Raw genomic sequence first — 23,919 nt, 5'->3', positions numbered from 1 at the left:
CCCCCATGAAACTCGGCGCGGTGATCATCACCATGGGCAACCGCCCCGACGAACTGCGTGCCCTTCTCGATTCGGTCGCCGGGCAGGAGGGCGACCGGATCGAGGTGGTCGTCGTCGGCAACGGTGCCCCGGTACCCGACGTCCCGCCGGGCGTCCGGACCGTCGAGCTGCCCGAGAACCTGGGTATCCCGGGCGGCCGCAACGTCGGGATCGAGGCGTTCGGCCCGTCCGGCACCGACGTGGACGCCCTGCTCTTCCTCGACGACGACGGGCACCTGCCCAACTCCGACACCGCCGAGCTCTGCCGGCAGGCGTTCGAGGCGGACCCGGCACTCGGCATCATCAGCTTCCGCATCGCGGACCCGGACACCGGAGTCACCCAGCGGCGGCACGTGCCGCGCCTGCGGGCCGCCGACCCGATGCGCTCGTCGCGGGTCACCACGTTCCTCGGCGGCGCGAACGCCGTGCGCAGCCAGGTGATCGCCGACGCCGGTCCGCTGCCGGGCGAGTTCTTCTACGCCCATGAGGAGACCGACCTCGCCTGGCGTGCCCTGGACGCCGGGTGGATGATCGACTACCGCTCCGACATGGTGCTGAACCACCCCACCACCGCGCCCTCGCGGCACGCGGTCTACCACCGGATGGTGGCCCGCAACCGCGTCTGGCTGGCCCGCCGGAACCTTCCCGCGCCGCTGGTCCCCGTGTACCTCGGTGTCTGGCTCCTCCTCACGCTGGTCCGCAGGCCCTCCAAGCCCGCGCTCAAGGCATGGTTCGGCGGCTTCCGGGAAGGCTGGACGACGCCCTGCGGGTCCCGGCGCCCCATGAGGTGGCGTACGGTGTGGCGCCTGACCAGACTGGGCCGGCCGCCGGTGATCTGAGAGGCTCACCTCTGAGACCATGAGCCGTACGCGTTTCGTACGGGGATCCTGTCCGCCTCGGCCGCGCCCGGCTGCGCATTGTGAAGACGAGAGTTCCTAACTGTGAGTGACACGACCCACGACGGCGGGATTGCCCTCAGCAGCCCGCCGTCCGCCGACGAGGGGCTGAGCCCGTCCCGGCTGGCCGAGAAGTACGGCCTGACGGTGAGCGGAGCCCGGCCCGGGCTGTTCGCGTACATGCGGCAGCTCTGGGGCCGACGCCATTTCATCCTGGCTTTCTCGAGGGCCAAGCTGACCGCCCAGTACAGCCAGGCCAAGCTCGGCCAGCTGTGGCAGGTGGCCACACCTCTGCTGAACGCCCTGGTCTACTTCCTGATCTTCGGGATCATCCTGGGGACCCGGAAGGGCATGACCCAGGAGGTCTTCATCCCGTTCCTGGTGACCGGGGTCTTCGTCTTCACGTTCACCCAGAGCTCGGTCATGGCGGGGGTGCGTTCCATCTCCGGCAACATCGGTCTGGTCCGGGCCCTGCATTTCCCCCGCGCGTCGCTGCCGGTCTCGTTCTCGCTGCAGCAGCTCCAGCAGCTGCTCTTCTCGATGATCGTGCTGGTGGCCGTGGCCGTCGGTTTCGGCAGTTACCCGGCGCTGTCCTGGCTGCTGGTGATTCCGGCGCTGGCCATGCAGTTCCTGTTCAACACGGGCCTGGCGCTCGTCATGGCACGGCTGGGCAGCAAGACCCCCGACCTCGCCCAGCTGATGCCGTTCGTCATGCGGACGTGGATGTACGCCTCGGGCGTCATGTTCTCCATCCCCGTGATGCTGGCGGACAAGCCCCAGTGGATCGCGGACGTGCTGCAGTACAACCCGGCGGCCATCTACATGGACCTGGTCCGCTTCGCCCTGATCGACGGCTACGGCTCGGAGAACCTTCCGCAGCACGTCTGGGCCGTGGGGCTCGCCTGGGCGCTCGTCGTCGGCGTCCTGGGCTTCGTGTACTTCTGGAAGGCAGAGGAACGGTACGGCCGTGGCTGAGGAATCGTCCCAGGGACACATCCCCACCGTGATCGCGGACGATGTGCACATCGTGTACAGGGTCAACGGCACGGGGGGCGGCAAGGGCAGCGCCACCGCCGCGCTGAGCCGGATGATGCGGCGCGGCAAGGGCGAGCAGCGCGGTGTGCGCAAGGTGCACGCGGTGCGGGGCGTCTCCTTCACCGCGTACCGAGGTCAGGCAATCGGTCTCATCGGCACCAACGGCTCGGGCAAGTCCACCCTGCTCCGGGCCATCGCCGGTCTGCTGCCGACCGAGCAGGGCAAGGTCTACACGGACGGCCAGCCGTCGTTGCTCGGGGTGAACGCGGCCCTGATGAGCGACCTCACCGGTGAGCGCAACGTGGTGCTCGGTGGTCTGGCCATGGGCATGAGCCGTGAGGAGATCCGGAGCCGGTACCAGGACATCGTGGACTTCTCCGGGATCAACGAGAAGGGTGACTTCATCACCCTGCCGATGCGGACGTACTCCTCCGGCATGGCCGCCCGGCTGCGTTTCTCGATCGCCGCCGCCAAGAACCACGACGTCCTCATGATCGACGAGGCGCTGGCCACCGGCGACCGGAAGTTCCGGGTCCGCTCGGAGGAGCGGATCCGTGAACTGCGCAAGGAGGCCGGTACGGTCTTCCTGGTCAGCCACAACAACAAGACGATCCGGGACACCTGCGACCGCGTGCTCTGGCTGGAAAAGGGCGAGCTCCTGATGGACGGCCCCACCGAAGAGGTGCTCAAGGCCTACGAGCGGGAGACGGGCAAGTAGTCGTCACCCGTGTGGCCCCCGCCGGAGCGCGACGGCGGGGGCCGCCTGGTGTGCGGTGCGTGGACGTCACGGGCGCTCCGGGATCTCCTCCCGGCGGATGACGTCAACAGGCCTGAATCCGGGGAGGGTTGACGGCGAACAGGGTGAGAGAGCGTGTGCACCTCACCCCGGCGCGGCCCCGTGGGCTGTACAACGTAAGCTGTCCCGGTACTGATTCGCGGCACTGTGGGGTGATACGCCCCGGCGCATCGCCCGTTGTGCGCATGTCGCACTCGGCCGGACCAGCGGCGTGTCCGAAAAGGGATGTTTTGGGTCGGCAGTGTAGAACGGGAGATATGACGGCAATGATGGAAAATCTCCAGCTCCGACGTGGTTTCGCCGTCCCCGCGTCGGGTGGTACACCGTGACCCGCACCGAGCGGCCCCGACCCGACGCCGCCACCACCACGCTCGACAAGGCCGCGGACGAGAACTTCCCCGTGGCCCCCTTCTTCCTGCCGAGGGCCTGGCGCGACGACCTGATGGCCGTGTACGGATTCGCCAGGCTCGTCGACGACATCGGCGACGGCGACCTGGCCCCGGGCGGGGACGACGCCCGCCGCCTCGGCCTCGACCCCGGCCGGAGCGAGGACCGCCTCGCCATGCTGGACGCCCTCGAAGCCGACCTGCACCGTGTCTTCTCCACGGGTGAGGAACCCCTTCATCCCCTGATGCGCGCCCTCGGTCCCACCGCCCGGCGCTGCGCGCTCACCCCGGAACCCTTCCTCGCCCTCGTCGAGGCCAACCGGCAGGACCAGAAGGTCCGCCGCTACGGCACCTACGCGGACCTCCTGGCCTACTGCGAGCTTTCCGCCAACCCCGTCGGCCGCCTCGTCCTGCAGATCACGGGCACCACGAGCCCCGAGCGCATCCGCCGCTCGGACGCCGTCTGCACCGCCCTCCAGATCGCCGAGCACCTCCAGGACGTCGCCGAGGACCTCGGCCGCGACCGTGTGTACCTGCCCGCCGAGGACATGGCACGCTTCCATGTCGGCGAGGGTGACCTGGCCGCGCCCTCCGCGGGTGCGGCCGTACGCGCGCTGATCGCCTTCGAGGCGGAACGCGCCCGCGAACTGCTGGACGAGGGCATTCCCCTCGTGGGAAGTGTCCACGGCCGGCTCAGGCTGCTGCTCGCCGGATTCGTGGGCGGTGGCCGTGCCGCGCTCGCGGCCGTCTCGGCCGCCGGATTCGACGTACTGCCCGGACCGCCCAAGCCCACCGCGCCCGGACTGCTGCGCGAGGTGGGAGCCGTCCTGCGAAGAGCGCACAGAAAGGGGTGATCCGGACCGTGGAGGGACAGACGACGTACATGTCGGCACCGGTACAGGCCGCGTACAGCTACTGCGAGGCCGTCACCGGACAACAGGCCCGTAATTTCGCGTACGGCATCCGACTGCTGCCGTACGAGAAGCGGCAGGCCATGTCGGCGCTGTACGCCTTCTCCCGTCGGGTCGACGACATCGGCGACGGAGACCTGGCCCCGGAGACCAAGCGCGTCCGGCTGGAGGACACCCGGGAACTGCTCTCCCGGATCCGCGACAAGGCCGTCGACGAGGACGACACCGACCCCGTCGCGGTCGCGCTCGCCGACGCCGCGCGGCGCTTCCCCCTGCCGCTGGGCGGGCTGGACGAGCTCATCGACGGCGTCCTGATGGACGTACGGGGAGCGACCTACGAGACCTGGGACGACCTGAAGGGGTACTGCCGGTGCGTCGCCGGCGCCATCGGCCGCCTCAGCCTCGGCGTCTTCGGGACGGAAGCCGGCGCACCGGGTGCCGAACGGGCCCCGGAGTACGCCGACACGCTCGGCCTCGCACTCCAGCTCACCAACATCCTGCGCGACGTGCGCGAGGACGCCGGGAACGGGCGCACCTACCTGCCCGCCGACGACCTCGCGAAGTTCGGCTGCTCGGCCGGTTTCGGCCGTGCCACCCCGCCGCCCGGCTCCGACTTCGCGGGGCTCGTGCACTTCGAGGTCCGGCGTGCCCGGGCGCTCTTCGCCGAGGGGTACCGGCTGCTGCCGATGCTGGACCGTCGCAGTGGGGCCTGCGTGGCGGCCATGGCCGGCATCTACCGGCGCCTCCTCGACCGGATCGAACGCGATCCCGAGGCGGTCCTGCGCGGCAGGGTCTCGCTGCCCGGCCACGAGAAGGCCTACGTCGCGGTGCGAGGGCTGTCGGGGCTCGACGCGCGTCACATCTCACGCCGGACGGCCAGGGGGAGGGCCTGATGGCCGGTCGGATGCGGTGTGCTTCCCGGGCAACCTTCGCGTCCCCCGGCGCGTCCCAGTCTGCGACGGCCCGGCGCGAGCCGCTGAGCGTCCCGCCACGGCGAGAGGAGCAGGCATGAGCGCCCAGGATCCTCGCGATTCCCGCGCCGTGGTCGTCGGAGGCGGTCTCGCGGGTGTCACGGCGGCACTGCGTCTCGCCGACGCGGGGCTCCGGGTGACCCTGCTCGAAGGACGTCCCCGGCTCGGCGGGCTCGCCTTCTCCTTCAGGAGAGGTGACCTCTCCGTCGACAACGGGCAGCACGTGTACCTGCGTTGCTGCACCGCGTACCGCTGGTTCCTGGACCGGATCGAGGGAACCCATCTCGCCCCGCTCCAGGACCGCCTCGACGTTCCGGTGCTGGACGTGGGCCGGAAGGCCGGGCCGCGAGCCGGGCGACTGCGCCGCACCGGGCTCCCCGTGCCGCTGCACCTCGCCGGAGGACTCGCCGCCTACCCCCACCTGTCGCTCGCCGAGAAGGCCGGCGTCGCACGGGCCGCGCTGGCACTGGGACGCCTCGACCCCGCCGATCCGGCGCTCGACGCCATCGACTTTGCCACCTGGCTCCACCGCCACGGGCAGTCACGGCGCACCGTCGAGGCCCTCTGGGACCTCGTCGGTGTAGCGACGCTCAACGCCACCGCCCCCAACGCCTCGATGGCGCTCGCGGCGAAGGTCTTCAAGACCGGGCTTCTCTCGGAACCGGGCGCGGCCGACATCGGATGGGCCGCGGTGCCCCTCGGAGACCTCCACGACACCCTCGCCCGCAAGGCGCTCGAGTCGGCGGGCGTAAGGATTCACCTGCGTGCCCGCGTCGGTTCCCTCACGAAGTCCGAGGACGGACGCTGGTCCGTCGCCACCGAGGACGAGCGGTTCGCGGCGGACACGGTCGTCCTGGCCGTACCGCAGGGCGAGACCCACCGGCTCCTGCCCGAGGGCGCCCTCGACGACCCCGGCAGGCTGCTCGAACTGACCGACGCGCCGATCCTCAACGTGCACGTCGTCTACGACCGAACCGTCCTGCGCAGGCCCTTCCTCGCCGCGCTCGGCTCACCGGTGCAGTGGGTCTTCGACCGTACCCACGCCTCAGGTCTGCAGGGCGGGGGCCAGTACCTCGCCCTCTCCCAGTCGGCCGCGCAGGACGAGATCGACCTGCCGGTCGCCGAACTGCGCACCCGCTACCTGCCCGAGCTGGAACGGCTCCTCCCGGCGGCGCGGGGGGCCGGTATCAGAGACTTCTTCGTCACCCGGGAACGCACCGCGACCTTCGCGCCCGCGCCCGGTGTCGGACGCCTGCGCCCGGGCACGCACACCCGTGCCCCAGGACTGCACCTGGCGGGAGCATGGACCGCCACCGGCTGGCCCGCGACCATGGAGGGTGCGGTCCGCAGCGGTTCCACCGCCGCGGACGCCGCACTCCAGGCCCTCGGCCGGCCCCACGAACATCCGCTGCAGGAGGCGGCATGAGCAGTACCACCGGAACAAGAGGAGAGTCTGTGACCCCGGCGAATCCGGCTTACGACACCGTGGTGGACACCGCGGACGTCACCGCGCTTCTGGAGCGTGGAAGGGCCCTGTCAGCGCCGGTACTTCGAGCTGCCGTGGGCCGGCTGGCACCGCCCATGGACACAGTGGCGGCCTATCACTTCGGCTGGATCGACGCCCTGGGCCGTCCGGCCGACGGCGACGGCGGCAAGGCGGTACGTCCCGCGCTCGCGCTGCTGTCCGCGGAAGCGGCCGGCGCACCCGCGGAGGCCGGCATCCCCGGCGCCGTGGCCGTCGAACTCGTGCACAACTTCTCGCTGCTGCACGACGATCTGATGGACGGTGACGAGCAGCGCCGCCACCGGGACACCGTGTGGAAGGTGCACGGTCCCGCCCAGGCCATCCTCGTCGGCGACGCGCTCTTCGCCCTCGCCAACGAGATCCTGCTGGAGCTCGGCACCGTCGAGGCCGGGCGGGCCGCGCGCAGGCTGACCACGGCCAGCCGCAAACTGATCGACGGTCAGGCCCAGGACATCTCCTACGAGCACCGCGAGCGGGTCACCGTCGAGGAGTGCCTGGAGATGGAGGGCAACAAGACCGGCGCCCTTCTGGCCTGCGCCGTCTCCATCGGCGCCGTCCTCGGCGGGGCGGACGACCGCACCGCCGACGTCCTCGAGGCGTACGGCTACCACCTCGGCCTCGCCTTCCAGGCCGTCGACGATCTGCTCGGGATCTGGGGCGACCCGGAGTCCACGGGCAAGCAGACCTGGAGCGACCTGCGCCAGCGCAAGAAGTCCCTGCCCGTCGTCGCCGCGCTCGCAGCGGGCGGACCGGCGTCCGAGCGTCTGGGCGAACTCCTTGCCGCGGACGCCGCGAGCAGTGACTTCGACAGCTTCTCCGAGGAGGAGTTCGCCGCGCGAGCGGCACTCATCGAGGAGGCGGGCGGCCGTGAGTGGACCGCCCAGGAAGCCCGCCGTCAGCACGCGGTAGCCATCGAGGCGCTGCACGGCGTCGACATGCCGGAGCGAGTGAGGGCGCAGCTCACCGAACTCGCCGACTTCGTGGTCGTACGAAAGAGATGATGAACCTCCAGATATGACTCGCAGTCGCCGGCGGGCGCCCCACGGGGGGCGCCCGCCGACGGAGACCCCAGCACAGCAGAGGACCTGACTGCACGAAGGGGAAGCCATGACAGCGACGACAGACGGAAGCACCGGGGCCGCGAACCTCCGCGCGGCACCGGCAGGCGATCCGACCGAATCGATCACCGCCGCGGACGATTTGCTCACCGTCGCGCGGAGGGCCGCGGAACGCTCGGTGGAGCATCTCCTCGGCAGGCAGGACGAGCAGGGCTGGTGGAAGGGCGACCTCGCCACCAACGTCACCATGGACGCGGAGGACCTGCTGCTCCGTCAGTTCCTGGGAATCCAGGACCCGGACACCGTCAAGGCCGCTGCCCGCTTCATCCGGGGCGAACAGCTCGGCGACGGCACGTGGAACACCTTCTTCGAAGGCCCCCCCGACCTGTCCGCCACGATCGAGGCGTACGTCGCCCTGAGGCTGGCGGGTGACAGGCCCGACGATCCGCACATGATCCGCGCGGCCGGGTGGGTCAGGGATCAGGGAGGCATCGCCCGGTCCCGGGTCTTCACCCGGATCTGGCTCGCGCTCTTCGGCTGGTGGAAGTGGGAGGACCTGCCGGAGCTCCCGCCCGAGCTGATGTTCTTCCCGAAGTGGTTCCCGCTCAACATCTACGACTTCGGATGCTGGGCCCGCCAGACGATCGTTCCGCTGACCATCGTGTCCGCGAAGCGCCCGGTACGCCCCGCCCCCTTCACCCTCGACGAACTGCACACCGATCCGGCATGCCCCGCACCGCCCAGAAGCCGAGCGCGGGCGGCCAGTTGGGACGGCGTCTTCCAGCGGCTCGACAAGGCGTTGCACCTCTACCACCGGGTGGCCCCGCGCAGACTGCGCCGTATCGCCATGAACGCCGCCGCCCGCTGGATCATCGAACGTCAGGAGAACGACGGCTGCTGGGGAGGCATCCAGCCGCCCGCCGTGTACTCCATCATCGCCCTGCATCTCCTGGGATACGACCTGGACCACCCGGTCATGCGGGAGGGGCTCGCCTCCCTCGACCGGTTCGCGGTCTGGCGGGAGGACGGCGCCCGCATGGTCGAGGCCTGCCAGTCCCCGGTGTGGGACACCTGCCTCGCCACCATCGCACTCGCCGACGCCGGGGTGAGCCCCGATCACCCCGCGCTGGTGCGCGCCGCGGACTGGATGCTCGGCGAGGAGATCGTCCGCCCCGGTGACTGGTCCGTCCGTAAGCCCGAACTGGCCCCGGGCGGATGGGCGTTCGAGTTCCACAACACCAACTACCCCGACATCGACGACACCGCCGAAGTGGTCCTGGCCCTGCGCCGGGTCAGACACCCCGACCCCGCGAGGGTCGAGGCCGCCATCGAGCGCGGGGTCCGCTGGAACCTCGGCATGCAGTCACGCAACGGCGCGTGGGGGGCCTTCGACGCGGACAACACCAGCCCCTTCCCCAACCGGCTGCCGTTCTGCGACTTCGGGGAGGTCATCGACCCGCCGTCGTCCGACGTCACCGGGCACGTCGTGGAGATGCTCGCCGTCGAGGGCCGGGCCCACGACCCCCGGACCCGCAGGGGCGTCGAGTGGCTGCTCGCCGAACAGGAGGCGAACGGCGCCTGGTTCGGCCGATGGGGCGTCAACTACATCTACGGCACCGGCTCCGTGCTGCCCGCCCTGATCGTGGCGGGAGTGCCCGCCTCGCATCCGTCGGTGCGGCGGGCCGTCGACTGGCTGAAGTCGGTCCAGAACGACGACGGGGGCTGGGGCGAGGACCTCAGGTCCTACCACGAGGAGAAGTGGATCGGCCTCGGCGCCTCGACCCCCTCCCAGACCGCGTGGGCCCTCCTCGCCCTCCTGGCCGCGGGCGAGCGGGAGAGCCGGGCCGTCGAGCGAGGAGTGGCCTGGCTGGCCGACACCCAGCAGGCAGACGGTTCCTGGGACGAGCCGCACTTCACCGGCACCGGCTTCCCCTGGGACTTCTCGATCAACTACCACCTCTACCGACAGGTGTTCCCGCTGACCGCCCTCGGCCGCTACGTGTACGGCGACCCCTTCACCAGCGGTGCCTGCAGCGGTACCCACAACGGCAAGGGGGCCTGAACCCATGGGTGGTGCTCAGGAGCCGCCCGGTACCGCCACTCCGCTGCTGATCGCCTGCGCGCTGGGCATCGAGCGCCTCGCGCTGCGCACCGGCAGGCGGGGCGGCACCCCGCGGCCCGGCCCGGTGAGCGTCATCCGGTCCGGAATGGGCCCACGGGCCGCGGAGAACGCCGTCCGGGAGGCGCTGGGTCTCGACGGCGCGGGCGGCACGGCCGTCCTCGCCGCCGGCTTCTGCGCCGGACTCGAACCGGGCATGCACCCGGGCGACCTGGTGGTCGCGGAGGAGACCCGGGACACCGGCGGCACCACGGTCTGCACCGGTACCGGGGCGATGGTCGACGCGCTGGTCAGAGCGGTACCCGGGCGCACGGTCCACACCGGTCCGCTCACCGGCTCAGGGCACGTGGTCCGCGGCCCGGAGCGCGTCTCGCTCCGGGCCACCGGCGCGATCGCCGTGGACATGGAGTCGGCCGCCACCCTGCGGACGGCCGTACGGACCGGACAACGCCCTGTTGCGGCCGTACGGGTGGTCGTGGACGCTCCAGAGCATGAGCTCGTCCGTATCGGCACGGTGCGCGGTGGAATATCGGCATTCCGCGTTCTTCGTGCTGTCCTTCCGGCTTTTTATGAATGGCACCGATCTTTGCTGCTCCCCAGGAGGTGAGCCCAGATGGCCATGCCGCTCCGTCAGTCCATCAAGGTTGCGACGTATCTCTTCGAACAGAAGCTGCGCAAGCGGGAGAAGTTCCCGCTGATCGTCGAGCTGGAACCCTTGTTCGCCTGCAACCTCGCCTGCGAGGGCTGCGGGAAGATCCAGCACCCGGCCGGTGTGCTCAAGCAGCGCATGCCGGTCGCGCAGGCGGTGGGCGCGGTGCTGGAGTCCGGTGCGCCGATGGTCTCCATCGCCGGCGGTGAGCCGCTGATGCACCCGCAGATCGACGAGATCGTGCGCCAGCTCGTGGCGAAGAGGAAGTACGTCTTCCTCTGCACCAACGCCATGCTGATGCGCAAGAAGCTGGACAAGTTCACGCCCTCGCCGTACTTCGCCTTCGCCGTGCACATCGACGGCCTGCGTGAGCGTCACGACGAGTCGGTCGCCAAGGAAGGCGTCTTCGACGAGGCGGTCGAGGCCATCAAGGAGGCCAAGCGGCGCGGGTTCCGGGTGACGACCAACTCCACGTTCTTCAACACCGACACCCCGCAGACCGTCATCGAGGTCCTCAACTACCTCAACGACGAGCTGAAGGTCGACGAGATGATGATCTCGCCGGCCTACGCCTACGAGAAGGCACCCGACCAGGAGCACTTCCTGGGGGTCGAGCAGACCCGCGAGCTCTTCAAGAAGTCGTTCGCCGGCGGCAACCGGAGCCGCTGGCGGCTGAACCACTCGCCGCTCTTCCTCGACTTCCTCGAGGGCAAGGCCGACTTCCCGTGCACGGCCTGGGCCATCCCCAACTACTCGCTCTTCGGCTGGCAGAGGCCCTGCTACCTGATGAGCGACGGGTACGTCCCCACCTACCGTGAGCTCATCGAGGAGACCGACTGGGACAAGTACGGCCGGGGCAAGGACCCGCGCTGCGCCAACTGCATGGCGCACTGCGGCTACGAGCCCACGGCGGTGCTCGCCACCATGGGCTCGTTGAAGGAGTCCCTGCGAGCGGCACGGGAGACCGTCGGCGGGAGCCGGTGACGTCATGACCACGGGAGAACCGGTGCCACCGGGTCTCCTCACCCCGCCGGCCCGGCCCCGCACGACGGTACGCCCAGGGGCGCTCCGTCAGGGGCCGGGCCGGCGGGTGCGTGGTCGGAGGAGCACCAAGGCCGGGAACCTCGCGGGGTACCGGCCATGAGCCGATCACTGGACCAGGGAGAGGGGCCCGTACGTGACGATGCTGGAATCCATCAAGGGGCCGCAGGACCTCAAGGCGCTGAGCCCGGCGGAACTCGGCGTGCTGGCCGAGGAGATCAGGGAGTTCCTCGTCCGGACGGTGACGCGGACGGGCGGTCATCTCGGACCCAACCTCGGGGTGGTCGAACTCACGATCGCCCTGCACCGGGTGTTCGACTCCCCGGTGGACCGCGTCCTGTGGGACACCGGGCACCAGAGCTATGTGCACAAACTGCTGACCGGACGGCAGGACTTCTCCAAGCTGCGCACCGAGGGTGGCCTCTCCGGCTACCCCTCCCGTGAGGAGTCCGAGCACGACGTCATCGAGAACTCCCACGCCTCGACCGTCCTCGGCTGGGCTGACGGCCTGGCCAAGGCGGACGAGGTCCTGGGCCGCCGCCGCCATGTGGTCGCCGTCATCGGCGACGGCGCCCTCACCGGCGGCATGGCGTGGGAAGCGCTCAACAACATCGCCGCGGCCGGGGACCGCCCGCTGATCATCGTGGTCAACGACAACGAGCGTTCGTACGCCCCGACCATCGGCGGTCTCGCGAACCACCTGGCCACGCTCCGTACCACCGACGGCTACGAGCGCTTCCTCTCCTGGGGCAAGGAGATGCTCCAGCAGACGCCCGTCATCGGGCCTCCGCTGTACGGGTCGCTGCACGGCGCCAAGAAGGGCTTCAAGGACACCTTCGCCCCTCAGGGCCTGTTCGAGGACCTCGGCCTGAAGTACGTCGGACCGGTCGACGGGCACGACACCGCCGCGGTCGAGTCCGCACTGCAACGCGCCAAGCGGTTCCGAGGTCCGGTGCTGGTGCACTGCATCACGGAGAAGGGCCGGGGCTACGCCCCCGCTTTGGCCGACGACGCCGACCGCTTCCACACGATCGGCAGGATCGACCCCCTGACCTGTGAACCCCTGGTGGTCCCGGCGGCGCCTTCCTGGACCTCGGTCTTCGAGGACGAGATCGCCGAGATCGGCGCCGAACGCCAGGACGTCGTGGCGATCACCGCGGCCATGCTGCACCCCGTCGGACTGACCCGGTTCGCCCGGGAGTTCCCCGACCGGATCTGGGACGTGGGAATCGCCGAGCAGCACGCCGTCGTCTCCGCGGCGGGCCTGGCCACCGGTGGGCTGCACCCCGTCGTCGCGGTATATGCCACCTTCCTCAACCGGGCGTTCGACCAGCTGCTGATGGATGTCGCGCTGCACCGGTGCGGGGTGACCTTCGTCCTGGACCGCGCGGGAGTCACGGGGACCGACGGCCCGTCCCACAACGGCATGTGGGACATGTCCGTGCTGCAGGTCGTCCCGGGGCTCCGGATCGCCGCTCCCCGCGACGCCGACCGGCTCCGGGAGGAACTGCGTGAGGCCGTCGGCGTCGAGGACGCTCCGACGGTGATCCGGTTCCCCAAGGAATCGGTGGGGGAGCCCGTGCGTGCCGTCGGACGGATCGGGGGGATGGACGTCCTGCACCAGGCAGCCGACCCTGAGGTCCTGCTGGTTGCGGTCGGTGCCCTCGCCCCGCTCTGCCTGCAGACGGCCGACCTGCTCGGAGGGTCCGGCATCCGCGCCACGGTGGTCGACCCCCGGTGGGTCAAGCCCGTCGACGCCGAGCTGCCCGAGCTCGCCGCACGGCACCGACTGGTGGCGGTCGTCGAGGACAACTGCAGGACCGGCGGGGTCGGCTCGGCCGTCGGGCAGGCACTGAGGGACGCGGGGGTCGACGTACCGCTTCGGACATTCGGGATCCCTGAACGGTTCCTCGCGCACGGCGGGCGCGAACAGGTGCTCGCCGAGATCGGGCTCACCGCGGTGGACATCGCGGGAGGGATCGGCGCGGCGCTGGCGCGCGGCGCGGCGGACGGAACACGGCACCACCTGCCGAAGGAGTACGGGGCATGAACGACGGACGACCGGTCTTCGACCTGGCACGGCTTCTCTCGGAGCGCGGTGGCGAGCGGTACGAGCTGCACACCCGGTACCTCAACCACCAGTTGCCGAGGATGCTCCACACCCTCGGGTTCGACAAGGTCTACGAGCGGGCCGAGGGCGCGTACTTCTGGGACGCCGAGGGCAACGACTACCTCGACATGCTCGCCGGCTTCGGCGTCATGGGGCTCGGCAGACACCACCCGGTGGTGCGCGGCGCGATGCACGACGTCCTGGACGCCTCGCTCGCCGACCTCACACGCTTCGACTGCCAGCCACTGCCCGGCCTGCTCGCCGAGAGACTGCTTGCCCACAGCCCGCACCTGGACCGTGTCTTCTTCGGCAACAGCGGCACCGAAGCCGTCGAGACCGCCCTCAAGTTCGCCCGGTACGCCACGGGCAGACCACGGATCCTCTACTGCCACCACGCCTTCCACGGGCTGACCACCGGATCGCTCTCCGTCAACGGGGAGAAGAGCTTCCGGGAGGGGTTCTCACCGCTGCTCCCCGACACGGCCATCGCCCTGGGCGATCTGGACGCGCTGCGACGTGAGTTGAAGCAGGGGGACGTGGCCGGGCTGGTCGTCGAGCCGATCCAGGGCAAGGGGGTGAACGCCGCGCCTCCCGGCTTCCTGCGGGAGGCGCAGGAACTGCTGCACCGGCACAAGGCCCTGCTGATCGCCGACGAGGTGCAGACCGGTCTGGGCCGGACCGGTGACTTCTACGCCTACCAGCACGAGGAGGGGGTCGAACCCGATCTGCTGTGCGTCGCCAAGGCGCTCTCCGGCGGGTACGTGCCCGTCGGTGCGACGCTCGGCAAGGACTGGATCTTCAGGCGCGTCTACTCCTCCATGGACCGGGTGCTCGTGCACTCGGCGAGCTTCGGATCCAACGCCCAGGCCATGGCGGCCGGACTCGCCGTGCTCGCCGTGATGGACAACGAGCAGACCGTCGCGAACGCCCGCCGTACCGGTGACCTGCTCCGTGAGCGCCTCGCCGCGCTCGTCGGCCGCTACGAGCTGCTGCACGAGGTACGCGGACGCGGGCTGATGATCGGCATCGAGTTCGGCCGGCCGTCCTCGCTCAAGCTCCGCAGCCGCTGGGCGATGCTCCAGGCCGCCCGCAGGGGGCTCTTCGCGCAGATGGTGGTGGCGCCGCTCCTGCACAAGCACCGGATCCTCACCCAGGTCTCGGGAGACCACCTGGAGGTGATCAAGCTGATTCCGCCGCTGATCATCGGCGAGCGGGAGGTGGAGCGGTTCGTGACCGCGTTCACGGCAGTCATGGACGAGGCGCACAGCGGGGGCGGGCTGATGTGGGACTTCGGCAGGACACTGGTGAAGCAGGCCGTCGCCGACCGCTGACTCCGGGTTCCGGAGTTTGCCTCTGAGGCAATTAATTTGCCTCAGAGGGAACGAGGTGGCCCAATGGGCGCATGAACCCTCCCGGCGCCGGAACGTCCGACGAACTGCCCGGTGTCGCCCCACGCCTCCGCGACCTCCGTCGTGGCCGCGGTCTCACCCTGGAGAGCGCGGCCGGGCGGGCGGGGCTCTCACCGGCCCACCTCTCCCGGCTCGAGACCGGCCGCCGGCAGCCCTCACTCCCCATGCTGCTGGGGCTGGCCCGTATCTACGGTACGACCGTCTCCGAGCTTCTGGGCGAGATGCCACCGGAACGCGACGCGATCATCCGGGGCGCGGGTCCGACGGAGGCCGGCCCGGTCGGGCCCGAGGCGGGAGGCTGGCTGTACCGGCAGGCCGGCGGGGCGGGCAGGGCCATGCAGGCACTGCGGGTGCGTGTCCCGTACGGAGCCGAGGGGGACCTCGTGCGCGTCCACCCGGGCGAGGAGTGGCTGTACGTCCTGGAAGGCGGGCTCAGGGTGGTGCTCGGCGAGTCGGTCCACGACCTCGGCCCCGGTGACAGCGCGCACTTCGACTCGCTCACCCCGCACCGGATCGGGGCACTCGACGCGGACGGGGCGAGCCTGCTCTTCGTCCACACCCTGCTGCAGAGCCCGGTCGCCGAGCTGTGCCCGGGCAGTGGGGCCCACCGGCTCTGATCCCCGCGCGCGCCGCACGGTGCGTCGCTCCCGTCACCGAGGCCCCCGGGCCGTGAGAGAGGACCGTCATGTCCGATTCGGAGAACTTCGACCCGCTGACCCCGCGCGGGGCCAAGGGCCAGGACACCCAGGAGCGGCGCATGCCCCGTGGCGTCGTGATCCGTCTCTTCGCCTATCTGGTGGCGGGCCACATCGTTGCGGCATTCCTCTTCCTGCTCTTCACCGTGGCGGGCGAGGGGTGAGCCCTCTCGCCCACCACGAGTCCGAGCGTGGCCGAGGAAGCGGCGTCCAGGGCGTCAGGCGCCCTCGACCAGGCGGTCGCGCAGCTTCTCACGGGTCTCGGGGCTGACCTTCAGCCCTTCGAGGAGGTACCGGTCGGTGCCGCCCCAGATCTCGTCGATGGTGGCGAACGCGGCGGCGAGGTAGTCGGAGTGCGCGCCGAAGAGCGGATTGAGCAGCTCCATCACCTCTTCGGACATACCCGTGGCGGACGTGTCGCTGCGCTTCACCTTGTAGCGGCGGTGGGCGTCGTTGGACTTGAGGTAGTCGGCCTCGATGGCCTCCCTGTCCACGCCCACCGCGAGAAGGGTGACAGCGATCGAGAGGCCGGCCCGGTCCTTCCCCGCCGCACAGTGCATCAGGGCCGGCACGCTGTCCTCCGCCAGCGCGTGGAGCACGCGGCTGTGCTCGGAGGTGCGGTCCCTGATGATCGAACGGTAGGAGGCGACCATGCGGTCGGTGCCCTTGCCGTTCGCCAGGATCGAGCGCAGCTGCTCGATGTTGCCGTCACGCACGAGTCGCCAGAACTCGGCGCCGTCGGCCGGGTCGGAGAGCGGAATGCTGACGTTGCGGACGCCGGGCAGGTCCACGTCGTAGCCGTCGAGCTTGTGGTCGGCGGCGTTGCGGAAGTCGAAGACCGTGTGCAGACCGAGTCCGGAGAGGAAGGCCGCGTCCGCCTCGGTGGCGTGGGCGAGGTGCCCGCTGCGGTAGAGGCGCCCGAAACGCACGGTGCGCCCGTCCACGGTGGGAAGTCCGCCGACGTCACGGAAGTTACGGACACCGGTGAGATCGACGTCCGTCGGTTCGGGGCCGGCCGGCGGGACCTCTGGCAGCTGCGTCACAAGGGCTCCTGGGGTGTCGGGCGCCGGCGCCGCTCGCCGACGGGGCACGCTCGCGACGATACGACATGGCTGCATCGAGCAATCGCTTCGGTGCCCCGGCCTCACGGCGACATTTCGATCTGATTTAGCGCGACCAGTAATGAGATGTCCGTATTGATGCATTTGGAATAACATACGCATCTTGTGTGACGGCTTGGCCGCGATGGGTGAGCGGGATCATATCCGTGACGGTGTGTGGCGAATGCGCGCGAGGGCCTTCCTGGTGCCACACGGAAAGCCAAGATCTGTAATCCACGGAGTGTGACGGTAATTCCGCGCCGGAATTGACCTCTCCATTCCACTCCGCAATCCGGCGCTTGTTCGCGGAGTCCGGGCTCGCTTAACGTCACGGTCAATCCGGACGGAACGCCTAATCCTGCCGCCGACCGGAATCCGAACCGACTCACGTGTGGCAGGAGCGGGGGAACCAGGTAAGTCGCCGTCCGGGGGGATCCGGGCGGCTAGGGGTCAAGTCGCGTACCGCGGCCGGGCATCTCCAGTCCGAACCCGACAGCTCACCTCGCAGGCGCCGGAGAGGAATTCCCCCATGCCCGCACGAGGCAAGCACCGTCGCAGGAAGACCGGCCCGATATCCCGAGGCGTCCTCGCCGCAGGGACGGGCGGCGCCGTTCTCGCCCTCCCGCTGATCGGCGCCACCGGCGCCCACGCCGCCGAGCAGTCCGCGCCGGCCGCGAAGTCCGCCGCGGCGCACAGCGCCCCGGCGGCCGCGGCCAAGAAGGCTCCCCGGACCTACTCCGTGGTCGCCGGGGACTACCTGGCCAAGATCGCCGTCAAGGAGAAGATCAAGGGCGGCTGGCACAAGCTGTACAAGGACAACCGTGAGGTCGTCGGCGAGAACCCGAGCCTGATCCGTCCGGGTATGAAGCTGACCCTCGGGGCGAAGGCCTCCGCGCCCGCCGCGAAGTCCACCGAGGCCACGCCCTCCGCGGCGAAGGCAGCGGCACCCGCCACCGAGCGGCAGGCTCCGGCCGGGAAGACGGCCGCCGCTCCGGCCGAGGGGACCCCTGCCACGGGCACCTCCGAGAGCAACACCTCCGGCTACGCCGCGCCGGTCGAGAACCCCAACGTCACGACCCAGTACCGTGCTTCCGGCGCCAGCTGGTCCAGCGGCTACCACACCGGCTCCGACTTCCAGGCGGCCTCCGGCACCAGCGTCCGCTCGATCGGCCCGGGCACCGTGGTCTCCGCCGGCTGGAGCGGTTCCTACGGCAACGAGGTCGTCATCCAGCACAGCGACGGCATGTACTCCCAGTACGCGCACCTGTCCTCCCTCGAGGTCTCCGCCGGGCAGACCGTGACCGGCGGCCAGCAGATCGGCCTCTCCGGTTCCACGGGCAACTCCACCGGCCCGCACCTCCACTTCGAGGTCCGGACGGGACCGAGCTACGGCTCGGACGTCGACCCGATCGCCTACCTGCGTTCGCACGGCGTCGCCATCTGAGTCACGTCACCTGAGGGCAGGGGAGAGGGCGGTGCGCTGCGGCGCACCGCCCTCTCCCCTTATTCCGGCTTTACCAAAAACTGACCGGGTGGTCTTTCTCACCATCCGTCAACCCTTTATTACGGTCGCGTAGGTCACATTCGAAGGTGCAGGATATGCCCTTGTGGCAGACGATTCGAGAAACAGACGAGGCATCATCGGGTCGTACGCGGCGATCGGCGACAGCTTCACCGAGGGCGTCGGAGACCCCGGCCCCGACGGGAGGCTGGTCGGCTGGGCGGACCGGTTCGCGGTCCTGCTCGCGGACCAGCTCCCCGCCCCCGACGCGGTGACCGGTTCCGCGGACGACCCCCACGGGAACTTCCGGTACGCCAATCTCGCCGTACGCGGACGCCTCCTCGACCAGATAGTCGAGGAGCAGGTCCCCCGGGCCAAGGAGCTGGCGCCTGATCTGGTGAGCTTCTGCGCGGGTGGCAACGACATCCTCCGGCCCGGATCCGATCCGGACGACGTGGCGGAGCGCTTCGAGCGAGCGGTCGCCGACCTGACCCGGACGGTCGGAACGGTCATGGTCACCACCGGCTTCGACACCCGTGGCATTCCGGTGCTCAAGCACCTGCGCGGCAAGATCGCCATGTACACCGCCCACGTGCGGTCCATCGCCGACCGCTACGACTGCCCGGTGCTCGACCTGTGGTCCCTGCGGTCGGTCCAGGACCGGCGGGCCTGGGACAACGACCGGCTCCACCTCTCGCCCGAGGGCCACACCCGCGTGGCGCTGCGAGCCGCCCAGGTCCTCGGTCTCGACGTGCCGGCCGATCCCGACCAGGTGTGGCCCCCGCAGATCCCGCGGGGCGCCTTCGAAGTGCGCCGTGACGACATCCAGTGGGCGCGGGAGTACCTCGTGCCCTGGATCGGCCGCCGTCTTCGCGGGGAGTCGTCCGGTGACCACGTCGCCGCCAAGCGACCGGATCTGCTTCCGCTCTGACGGCAGCCGCCGCCGTCCGGGAGCCGGGCGGCGGCCGCTCCTCAGCGGGTCAGAGCGTCGTGGTCGATGCCGAGTTCACGGGCGAGCGCTTCCTCGGCCCACAGCAGCATGGTGGCCCGCGAGAGCGGACCCCCGTACGACATCATCTGGACGGCAAGCCCGTCCAGGAGGGCGGTGAGACGCCAGGCCACGGACATCGGATCGTCGCAGTGGAACTCACCTGCCGCGGCGCCCTCCTCGATGACCTCGGCCATCTCGGCCTTCCACTGCTGGTCGAGATCGCCGGCGACCTCGCGGAGCACCGGATCACGCAAGGAGGACGCCCAGCCCTCGATCCACAGCCGCCAGCCCTTGGCCTGCCCGGTCGGCGCGTACCAGCGAACGGCCGCCCGCAGTCGCCGAACCGCGCTGGTGCGGCGGGCCAGCAGCTTCCGCAGATGGGCGAGATCCGCCTCCGCCGCATGGGCGAATGCCGCGGCGACCAGCTTCTCCTTCGACGAGAAGTGGTACAGCACGAGGGCGTTGCTCACACCGAGGACCGCGGCCACGTCGGCGATCCGTACGGCGGCCACACCCCGGACCTCGATCTGTTCGACGGCAGCCCTCAGGAGCTCCTCCCGACGCTCCGCCACTGTCAGTCGTACCCTCGCCACGCGGTCACCATAACCAACACCGCTCGTGCTCACGTCCCCGTGCCCGGCCGCCCAGGCCGCGAGCGGTGGTCTCGCGGACCGGCGGACGCGTCCTCCCCGTACCAGCCGAACCGCTCCGCCATCAAGGGAAGCCGGTCCGCGGCGAGCGCGTGGGCGGCGGCTCTGGGCGTGCAGTCGTCGCGCGCCGCCCGGTCGAGGACGCCGCCCATGAGCGTGCGCATCGAGCGACGGGTGTGAGCGAAGGCCTCCTCGGCATCGGCCCCGATGTCACCGAACAGGGTCCACCACCACCACGCGTTCGTACCGGAGTTGACGACGACATCGGGCAACACGGTGATGCCGCGGGCGGCGAGCAGGGCCTCCGCCTCGGGCAGAACCGGCATGTTGGCCGCCTCGACCACCCAACGTGCCCTCACCGATGCCTGGTTCACCGGATCCACGGCGTAGGACACCGCCGAGGGGATCAGCACGTCCACATCGGCCGAGAGCCATGCGTCGCCAGGAAGTTCGCTGTCTCCCTCGCGCAGTGCCTCGCGGTCCACCGTCCCGTAGGCGTCCCGCGAGGCGATCAGGGCCTCGACGTCCAGACCGTCCGGATTGGCGACGGTCCCCTTCACGTCGGCGACCGCGACGACCGTCAGCCCGGCCTGGGAGAGGAACCGTGCCGTCGCCCCGCCCATGGTGCCGAAGCCCTGCAGTGACACCCGGGCGTCCCGGTACGCCACGCCTGACCGGTCGAGCGCGGCGAGCGTGGATTCGGCGACTCCGCACCCGCCGACCAAGCCGTCCAGACCCACCCCGGCCACGGTGACGGCGAACGCCTCCGCCAGGCGCCGCCTCGCGGCCTCCGGGTCCTCCAGCAGCGGGTAGACCGCTTGCACGGTCGAGACGAGCCCGGCCTCCGCCGCCGCCCGGTCGACGACCTCCTGGCTGAGCCCGAGGTCCTCGCCGGTCGTCCAGACGGTCTCCACGTACGGACGCATCGCCCGCAGGAAGCGGACGAGCACCCCGTAGGCGGCCGGGTCCCGCGGATCGCAGTCGATGCCGCCCTTGGCCCCGCCCAGCGGGATGTACCGCACTCCGGTGGCGTCGGGATCGAAGTGGAGGGCCTCCTTCATGGTCATGCCCCTCGCCAGTCCCGCGACCTCCGGAAGGGTGCAGCCCCGCCTCATCCGCAGGCCGCCGCTCGACACTCCGCGCACCAGCCGGTCGACCACGAGGAAACCCTCGACTCCCGTGACGTGGTCCGTCCAGGTCAGCGAGATCAGCGGGGCGGGGGAGGCTGACATCACGGTACGGCTCCAGGGTCGGGACGCGGCAGTCCACTGAACAGCCGGTCAGTATCCGGAGGTCCGGGTGCGACTGTCAACGCGGGTGGGAGGGTGCCGTGGGGAGCACCATGCGCCGACTGCGGAATCCTGCGAGGTACACGCACGTTGGAGTCTTCATGACCGACTTCGAACCCGGACACGAGGCACTGCCCCGACTCCTCGGCGAGTACGGCGGCGGCGTGCCGGTCACTCCGAGGCGTGACGGCAGGCCCCGGGTCACCCATGTGGGACCACCTTGACCGCGACGAACACCGCAGGGTGAGGGTGCGGGGCCGCAGGGGCGTACCCCCGCCGCGGACCGGCCACGTCCACGGCAGGGCTCGTACCCGACGCCGCACCGCACAGCATGAGATTCCCGGGAGCCGCGGCTCTGCTCCGTTCACCCGCGAACTCTCGCACCGTCGGACCGCCCGACGATAATGAGACGACACCTAGGCACAGGAGATGTTGTGACCGGCCCCGACCACCAGCCCTCACTCCGTACCCGACTGCGCTCGATGCGCCCGGACGCCTTCGGGGCGGACCCGGAAGGTGCCCGTATGGAGCGGATCCGGAACTCGCCGAATTTCGCCGACGGTGTGTTCCGCAATCCGGAAGGGACACAGACCCGGCCCTCCATCCCCATGATCGAGTTCGCCAAGATCTACTTCCGCAAGGAGGAGCGGGTCCGCAGGTCACCCTCCGGGACCGTCCCCGTGCACGCCACGACGCTGGCCGACCTCTCGGCCGCCCCGGCCTCCGGGCTGAGGGTGACCTGGCTGGGGCACTCCAGCGTGCTCACGGAGATCGACGGCCGCCGGGTCCTCTTCGACCCGGTCTGGGGTGAGCGCTGCTCACCGTTCGCCTTCGCAGGACCGAAGCGCCTGCACCCCGTTCCGCTCCCGCTGGCGGCCATGGGCCCCGTCGACGCCGTTGTGATCTTCCACGACCACTACGACCACCTCGACCTGCCCACGATCAAGGCCCTCGCGGGCACGGACACCGTCTTCGCGGTGCCGCTCGGGGTCGGGGCACACCTGGAACGCTGGGGAGTTCCGGCGGACCGGATCCGCGAGCTCGACTGGAACGAGACCACGCAGATCGCGGGGATCAGCCTGACCGCCACCCCCGCCCGCCACTTCTGCGGCCGCGGCATGCGCAACCAGCAGCACACACTCTGGGCGTCCTGGGTCGTCGCGGGCCCCGATCACCGTGTGTACCACAGCGGTGACACCGGATATTTCTCCGGCTTCCGCGAGATCGGCGCTGAGTACGGTCCCTTCGACGCGACGATGATCCAGGTCGGCGCCTACTCGGAATTCTGGCCCGACATCCATATGACACCGGCCGAGGGGATCCGCGCCCACCTCGACCTCCAGGGCGGGAAGCCGCACGGTGTACTGCTTCCCATCCACTGGGCCACCTTCAACCTCGCGCCGCATCCGTGGGCGGAGCCCGGCGAGTGGATGACGGACGCCGGCGAGGAGGCGGGTCAGCCGGTGGCGTTCCCCCGCCCGGGCGAGCCCTTCGAGCCGGCCGGTGAGCTGCCGGTGGAGCCCTGGTGGCGGGCGGTGTCGGAGCCGATCCCGCACCCGTGGCGGAGTCCGCGGGGTGCTGGGGAAGTGGCCGAGTCGAGCAGGGGTGATCTCGACCTCGCGGGGGAGCGGTGAGGTCGGTCGGGGGCGAGATGGGGGAGATGAGGCGGATGCTGGAGCGTCTGCCCGCTGACGAGCGGGATGCGGGACTGCCGTAGCCATCGTCTGACGCGCAGGTTCCGACGTCGGCTTTCAGGAATCTTGGAACCTGCGCGCTTCGGACGCCGACAAAATCAAGCAGCGCTCGGCGGGACCTCGGACGAGACATCCTTCGGCCCCAATCGCGAGTGGCGGTGACCTGGCGCGGTACAGGGCATCGGGAGATCGCTTCCCGTTCTCAGGTCGATCGTTTCCCGTCCTGTGCCAGATTTCTGGCCGACAAGGTGAGGCGGCGGCGCGGGAGGTCGACCTCGACGATCCGCACGGTGATCTCGTCCCCCTCGCTCACGAGCTCGTCGGGGTGCTCGACGGGCTCGTCGCGGAACTCGGTGTTGTGCACAAGGCCATGGACGCCGTCGGCGATGCGGACGAAGGCTCCGAACGGAATCAGCTTGGTGACCTGGCCGGTGGTGACAAGGCCTGCCTGGTCCGCGTAGGAAGCGAGCGGGTCCTCTTGGAGAGCCTTCAGCGACAGCTGAACCTGTCCACGCCGGGTGTCCACGTCGATGATCTCGCCTACGACCCGCTGGCCCGCCGTAACAGCGTCGGTGGGATGGTCGATCCACCGCCAGCTCAGTTCGGGGATTCTGATGAAACCGGTGCACTGATCGACCGGTTCGCCGTCGAGGTTCACGAACACACCGAAGTTGTGGACGCTCTGTACCTGGCCCTGGTGTGGTGCGCCGCGCCGAAGGCCTAGAAGGAATGCTCGCAGAGCCGGATCCTCACACGCTGCAGCGGAGGCCCAGACGCACTCCTGCTGCCAGTCGACGGCTATCACTTCGAAGGTGAGCCGCTGCCCGATGCGCACAGCTTCGGATGGACGCCCGATCGCCTTGCGGGTCAGATCACCGCGAGGGATACGCCCCACTGCTTTCCTGGGGCCGGAGAACCCGTCCAGTTCGACGAGCACTCCCCGATCCTCGATGCTGATGACGCGGCCGGTACGTACTTCGCCGGCTCGTATGGTGTTCAGGAAGTCCTTCAGAGGCTCGCCAGGCAAAGGTTGAGTCACGGCCACGACTCTAGG

General features: G+C 70.1%; 22 protein-coding genes and 1 riboswitch. Of the genes, 18 read left to right on the top strand and 4 right to left on the bottom strand.

Annotated features, from left to right (window positions below; genetic code table 11):
- Nucleotides 1-5 precede the first annotated feature (5 nt).
- The 14 genes from ACGFNN_RS24465 to ACGFNN_RS24400 all read left to right on the top strand — a co-directional run bounded on the left by ACGFNN_RS24465 (nucleotide 6) and on the right by ACGFNN_RS24400 (nucleotide 15,804).
- Nucleotides 6-878: a glycosyltransferase family 2 protein gene (locus ACGFNN_RS24465; RefSeq protein WP_393559113.1), complete on the top strand. Its 873-nt coding sequence runs from the start codon at nucleotides 6-8 to the stop codon at nucleotides 876-878.
- Between the two features lie 102 nt (nucleotides 879-980).
- The gene (locus tag ACGFNN_RS24460) at nucleotides 981-1,910 is read left to right on the top strand and encodes an ABC transporter permease (RefSeq protein WP_362550059.1); all 930 of its coding nucleotides are present in this window, start codon (nucleotides 981-983) and stop codon (nucleotides 1,908-1,910) included.
- Nucleotides 1,903-2,688: an ABC transporter ATP-binding protein gene (locus ACGFNN_RS24455; protein ID WP_362550057.1), complete on the top strand. Its 786-nt coding sequence runs from the start codon at nucleotides 1,903-1,905 to the stop codon at nucleotides 2,686-2,688. Before ACGFNN_RS24460 ends, ACGFNN_RS24455 begins: the two co-directional genes overlap by 8 nt.
- 403 nt (nucleotides 2,689-3,091) lie before the next feature.
- Nucleotides 3,092-4,006 (top strand): squalene synthase HpnC, encoded by a 915-nt coding sequence (hpnC, locus tag ACGFNN_RS24450; RefSeq protein WP_393558932.1) that lies wholly within the window; start codon nucleotides 3,092-3,094, stop codon nucleotides 4,004-4,006.
- 29 nt (nucleotides 4,007-4,035) lie between these two features.
- On the top strand, nucleotides 4,036-4,956 hold the full coding sequence (gene hpnD / locus ACGFNN_RS24445) for a presqualene diphosphate synthase HpnD (RefSeq protein WP_362674087.1): 921 nt from the start codon (nucleotides 4,036-4,038) through the stop codon (nucleotides 4,954-4,956).
- A gap of 115 nt (nucleotides 4,957-5,071) precedes the next feature.
- Nucleotides 5,072-6,460: a hydroxysqualene dehydroxylase HpnE gene (gene hpnE / locus ACGFNN_RS24440; RefSeq protein ID WP_393558930.1), complete on the top strand. Its 1,389-nt coding sequence runs from the start codon at nucleotides 5,072-5,074 to the stop codon at nucleotides 6,458-6,460.
- The gene (locus tag ACGFNN_RS24435; protein WP_362550048.1) at nucleotides 6,457-7,560 is read left to right on the top strand and encodes a polyprenyl synthetase family protein; all 1,104 of its coding nucleotides are present in this window, start codon (nucleotides 6,457-6,459) and stop codon (nucleotides 7,558-7,560) included. Before hpnE ends, ACGFNN_RS24435 begins: the two co-directional genes overlap by 4 nt.
- Nucleotides 7,561-7,666: 106 nt before the next feature.
- On the top strand, nucleotides 7,667-9,679 hold the full coding sequence (shc, locus tag ACGFNN_RS24430) for a squalene--hopene cyclase (RefSeq protein WP_393558927.1): 2,013 nt from the start codon (nucleotides 7,667-7,669) through the stop codon (nucleotides 9,677-9,679).
- Between the two features lie 4 nt (nucleotides 9,680-9,683).
- Nucleotides 9,684-10,343 carry a 1-hydroxy-2-methyl-2-butenyl 4-diphosphate reductase gene (locus ACGFNN_RS24425; protein WP_393558926.1) on the top strand — a complete coding sequence of 220 codons (660 nt, stop codon included), beginning with the start codon at nucleotides 9,684-9,686 and terminating at the stop codon, nucleotides 10,341-10,343.
- A gap of 6 nt (nucleotides 10,344-10,349) precedes the next feature.
- Nucleotides 10,350-11,369: an adenosyl-hopene transferase HpnH gene (gene hpnH / locus ACGFNN_RS24420; RefSeq protein WP_362555440.1), complete on the top strand. Its 1,020-nt coding sequence runs from the start codon at nucleotides 10,350-10,352 to the stop codon at nucleotides 11,367-11,369.
- Between the two features lie 193 nt (nucleotides 11,370-11,562).
- The gene (gene dxs, locus ACGFNN_RS24415; protein WP_393558924.1) at nucleotides 11,563-13,476 is read left to right on the top strand and encodes a 1-deoxy-D-xylulose-5-phosphate synthase; all 1,914 of its coding nucleotides are present in this window, start codon (nucleotides 11,563-11,565) and stop codon (nucleotides 13,474-13,476) included.
- On the top strand, nucleotides 13,473-14,867 hold the full coding sequence (locus ACGFNN_RS24410; RefSeq protein WP_393558922.1) for an aspartate aminotransferase family protein: 1,395 nt from the start codon (nucleotides 13,473-13,475) through the stop codon (nucleotides 14,865-14,867). Before dxs ends, ACGFNN_RS24410 begins: the two co-directional genes overlap by 4 nt.
- 71 nt (nucleotides 14,868-14,938) lie before the next feature.
- Nucleotides 14,939-15,562, top strand: coding sequence for a helix-turn-helix domain-containing protein (locus tag ACGFNN_RS24405; protein ID WP_393558920.1), 624 nt, complete (start codon nucleotides 14,939-14,941; stop codon nucleotides 15,560-15,562).
- A gap of 68 nt (nucleotides 15,563-15,630) precedes the next feature.
- Nucleotides 15,631-15,804, top strand: coding sequence for a DUF6126 family protein (locus tag ACGFNN_RS24400; protein ID WP_362672406.1), 174 nt, complete (start codon nucleotides 15,631-15,633; stop codon nucleotides 15,802-15,804).
- A gap of 54 nt (nucleotides 15,805-15,858) precedes the next feature.
- Here ACGFNN_RS24400 and ACGFNN_RS24395 read toward each other — a convergent pair whose 3' ends face one another.
- Complete coding sequence (locus tag ACGFNN_RS24395) at nucleotides 15,859-16,683, bottom strand: tyrosine-protein phosphatase (RefSeq protein WP_393558918.1); 825 nt, start codon at nucleotides 16,681-16,683, stop codon at nucleotides 15,859-15,861.
- Nucleotides 16,684-17,108: 425 nt separating this feature from the next.
- Nucleotides 17,109-17,264: riboswitch (cyclic di-AMP (ydaO/yuaA leader) on the top strand.
- 5 nt (nucleotides 17,265-17,269) lie between these two features.
- Here ACGFNN_RS24395 and ACGFNN_RS24390 point away from each other — a divergent pair.
- Both ACGFNN_RS24390 and ACGFNN_RS24385 read left to right on the top strand, forming a co-directional pair.
- A complete protein-coding gene (locus ACGFNN_RS24390) occupies nucleotides 17,270-18,184 on the top strand; it encodes a peptidoglycan DD-metalloendopeptidase family protein (protein WP_393558916.1) in 915 nt (304 codons plus the stop codon).
- A 163-nt stretch (nucleotides 18,185-18,347) separates the two neighbouring features.
- Nucleotides 18,348-19,172 carry an SGNH/GDSL hydrolase family protein gene (locus ACGFNN_RS24385; protein ID WP_362555453.1) on the top strand — a complete coding sequence of 275 codons (825 nt, stop codon included), beginning with the start codon at nucleotides 18,348-18,350 and terminating at the stop codon, nucleotides 19,170-19,172.
- A gap of 41 nt (nucleotides 19,173-19,213) precedes the next feature.
- Here the strand turns inward: ACGFNN_RS24385 and ACGFNN_RS24380 are convergent, their stop codons facing one another.
- Together ACGFNN_RS24380 and ACGFNN_RS24375 are read right to left on the bottom strand one after the other, a co-directional pair.
- The gene (locus ACGFNN_RS24380; protein WP_365098024.1) at nucleotides 19,214-19,825 is read right to left on the bottom strand and encodes a TetR/AcrR family transcriptional regulator; all 612 of its coding nucleotides are present in this window, start codon (nucleotides 19,823-19,825) and stop codon (nucleotides 19,214-19,216) included.
- A 29-nt stretch (nucleotides 19,826-19,854) separates the two neighbouring features.
- The gene (locus ACGFNN_RS24375) at nucleotides 19,855-21,114 is read right to left on the bottom strand and encodes a Glu/Leu/Phe/Val dehydrogenase dimerization domain-containing protein (protein ID WP_393558914.1); all 1,260 of its coding nucleotides are present in this window, start codon (nucleotides 21,112-21,114) and stop codon (nucleotides 19,855-19,857) included.
- A 158-nt stretch (nucleotides 21,115-21,272) separates the two neighbouring features.
- Here ACGFNN_RS24375 and ACGFNN_RS24370 point away from each other — a divergent pair, with 158 nt between their 5' ends.
- Together ACGFNN_RS24370 and ACGFNN_RS24365 are read left to right on the top strand one after the other, a co-directional pair.
- On the top strand, nucleotides 21,273-21,395 hold the full coding sequence (locus ACGFNN_RS24370) for a hypothetical protein (RefSeq protein WP_393558913.1): 123 nt from the start codon (nucleotides 21,273-21,275) through the stop codon (nucleotides 21,393-21,395).
- Nucleotides 21,396-21,653: 258 nt separating this feature from the next.
- The gene (locus ACGFNN_RS24365; RefSeq protein WP_393559112.1) at nucleotides 21,654-22,805 is read left to right on the top strand and encodes an MBL fold metallo-hydrolase; all 1,152 of its coding nucleotides are present in this window, start codon (nucleotides 21,654-21,656) and stop codon (nucleotides 22,803-22,805) included.
- A gap of 262 nt (nucleotides 22,806-23,067) precedes the next feature.
- On the opposite strand, the gene ACGFNN_RS24360 is transcribed toward ACGFNN_RS24365, so the two are convergent.
- A complete protein-coding gene (locus ACGFNN_RS24360; protein WP_393558912.1) occupies nucleotides 23,068-23,910 on the bottom strand; it encodes a S1 RNA-binding domain-containing protein in 843 nt (280 codons plus the stop codon).
- Between the last annotated feature and the right edge of the window lie 9 nt (nucleotides 23,911-23,919).

It is taken from the genome of Streptomyces sp. NPDC048590, from assembly GCF_043199535.1.
Lineage (GTDB): Bacteria > Actinomycetota > Actinomycetes > Streptomycetales > Streptomycetaceae > Streptomyces.
Note: the sequence above shows the minus strand (reverse complement) of the source record. Positions and strands in the feature narration are given on the sequence as shown.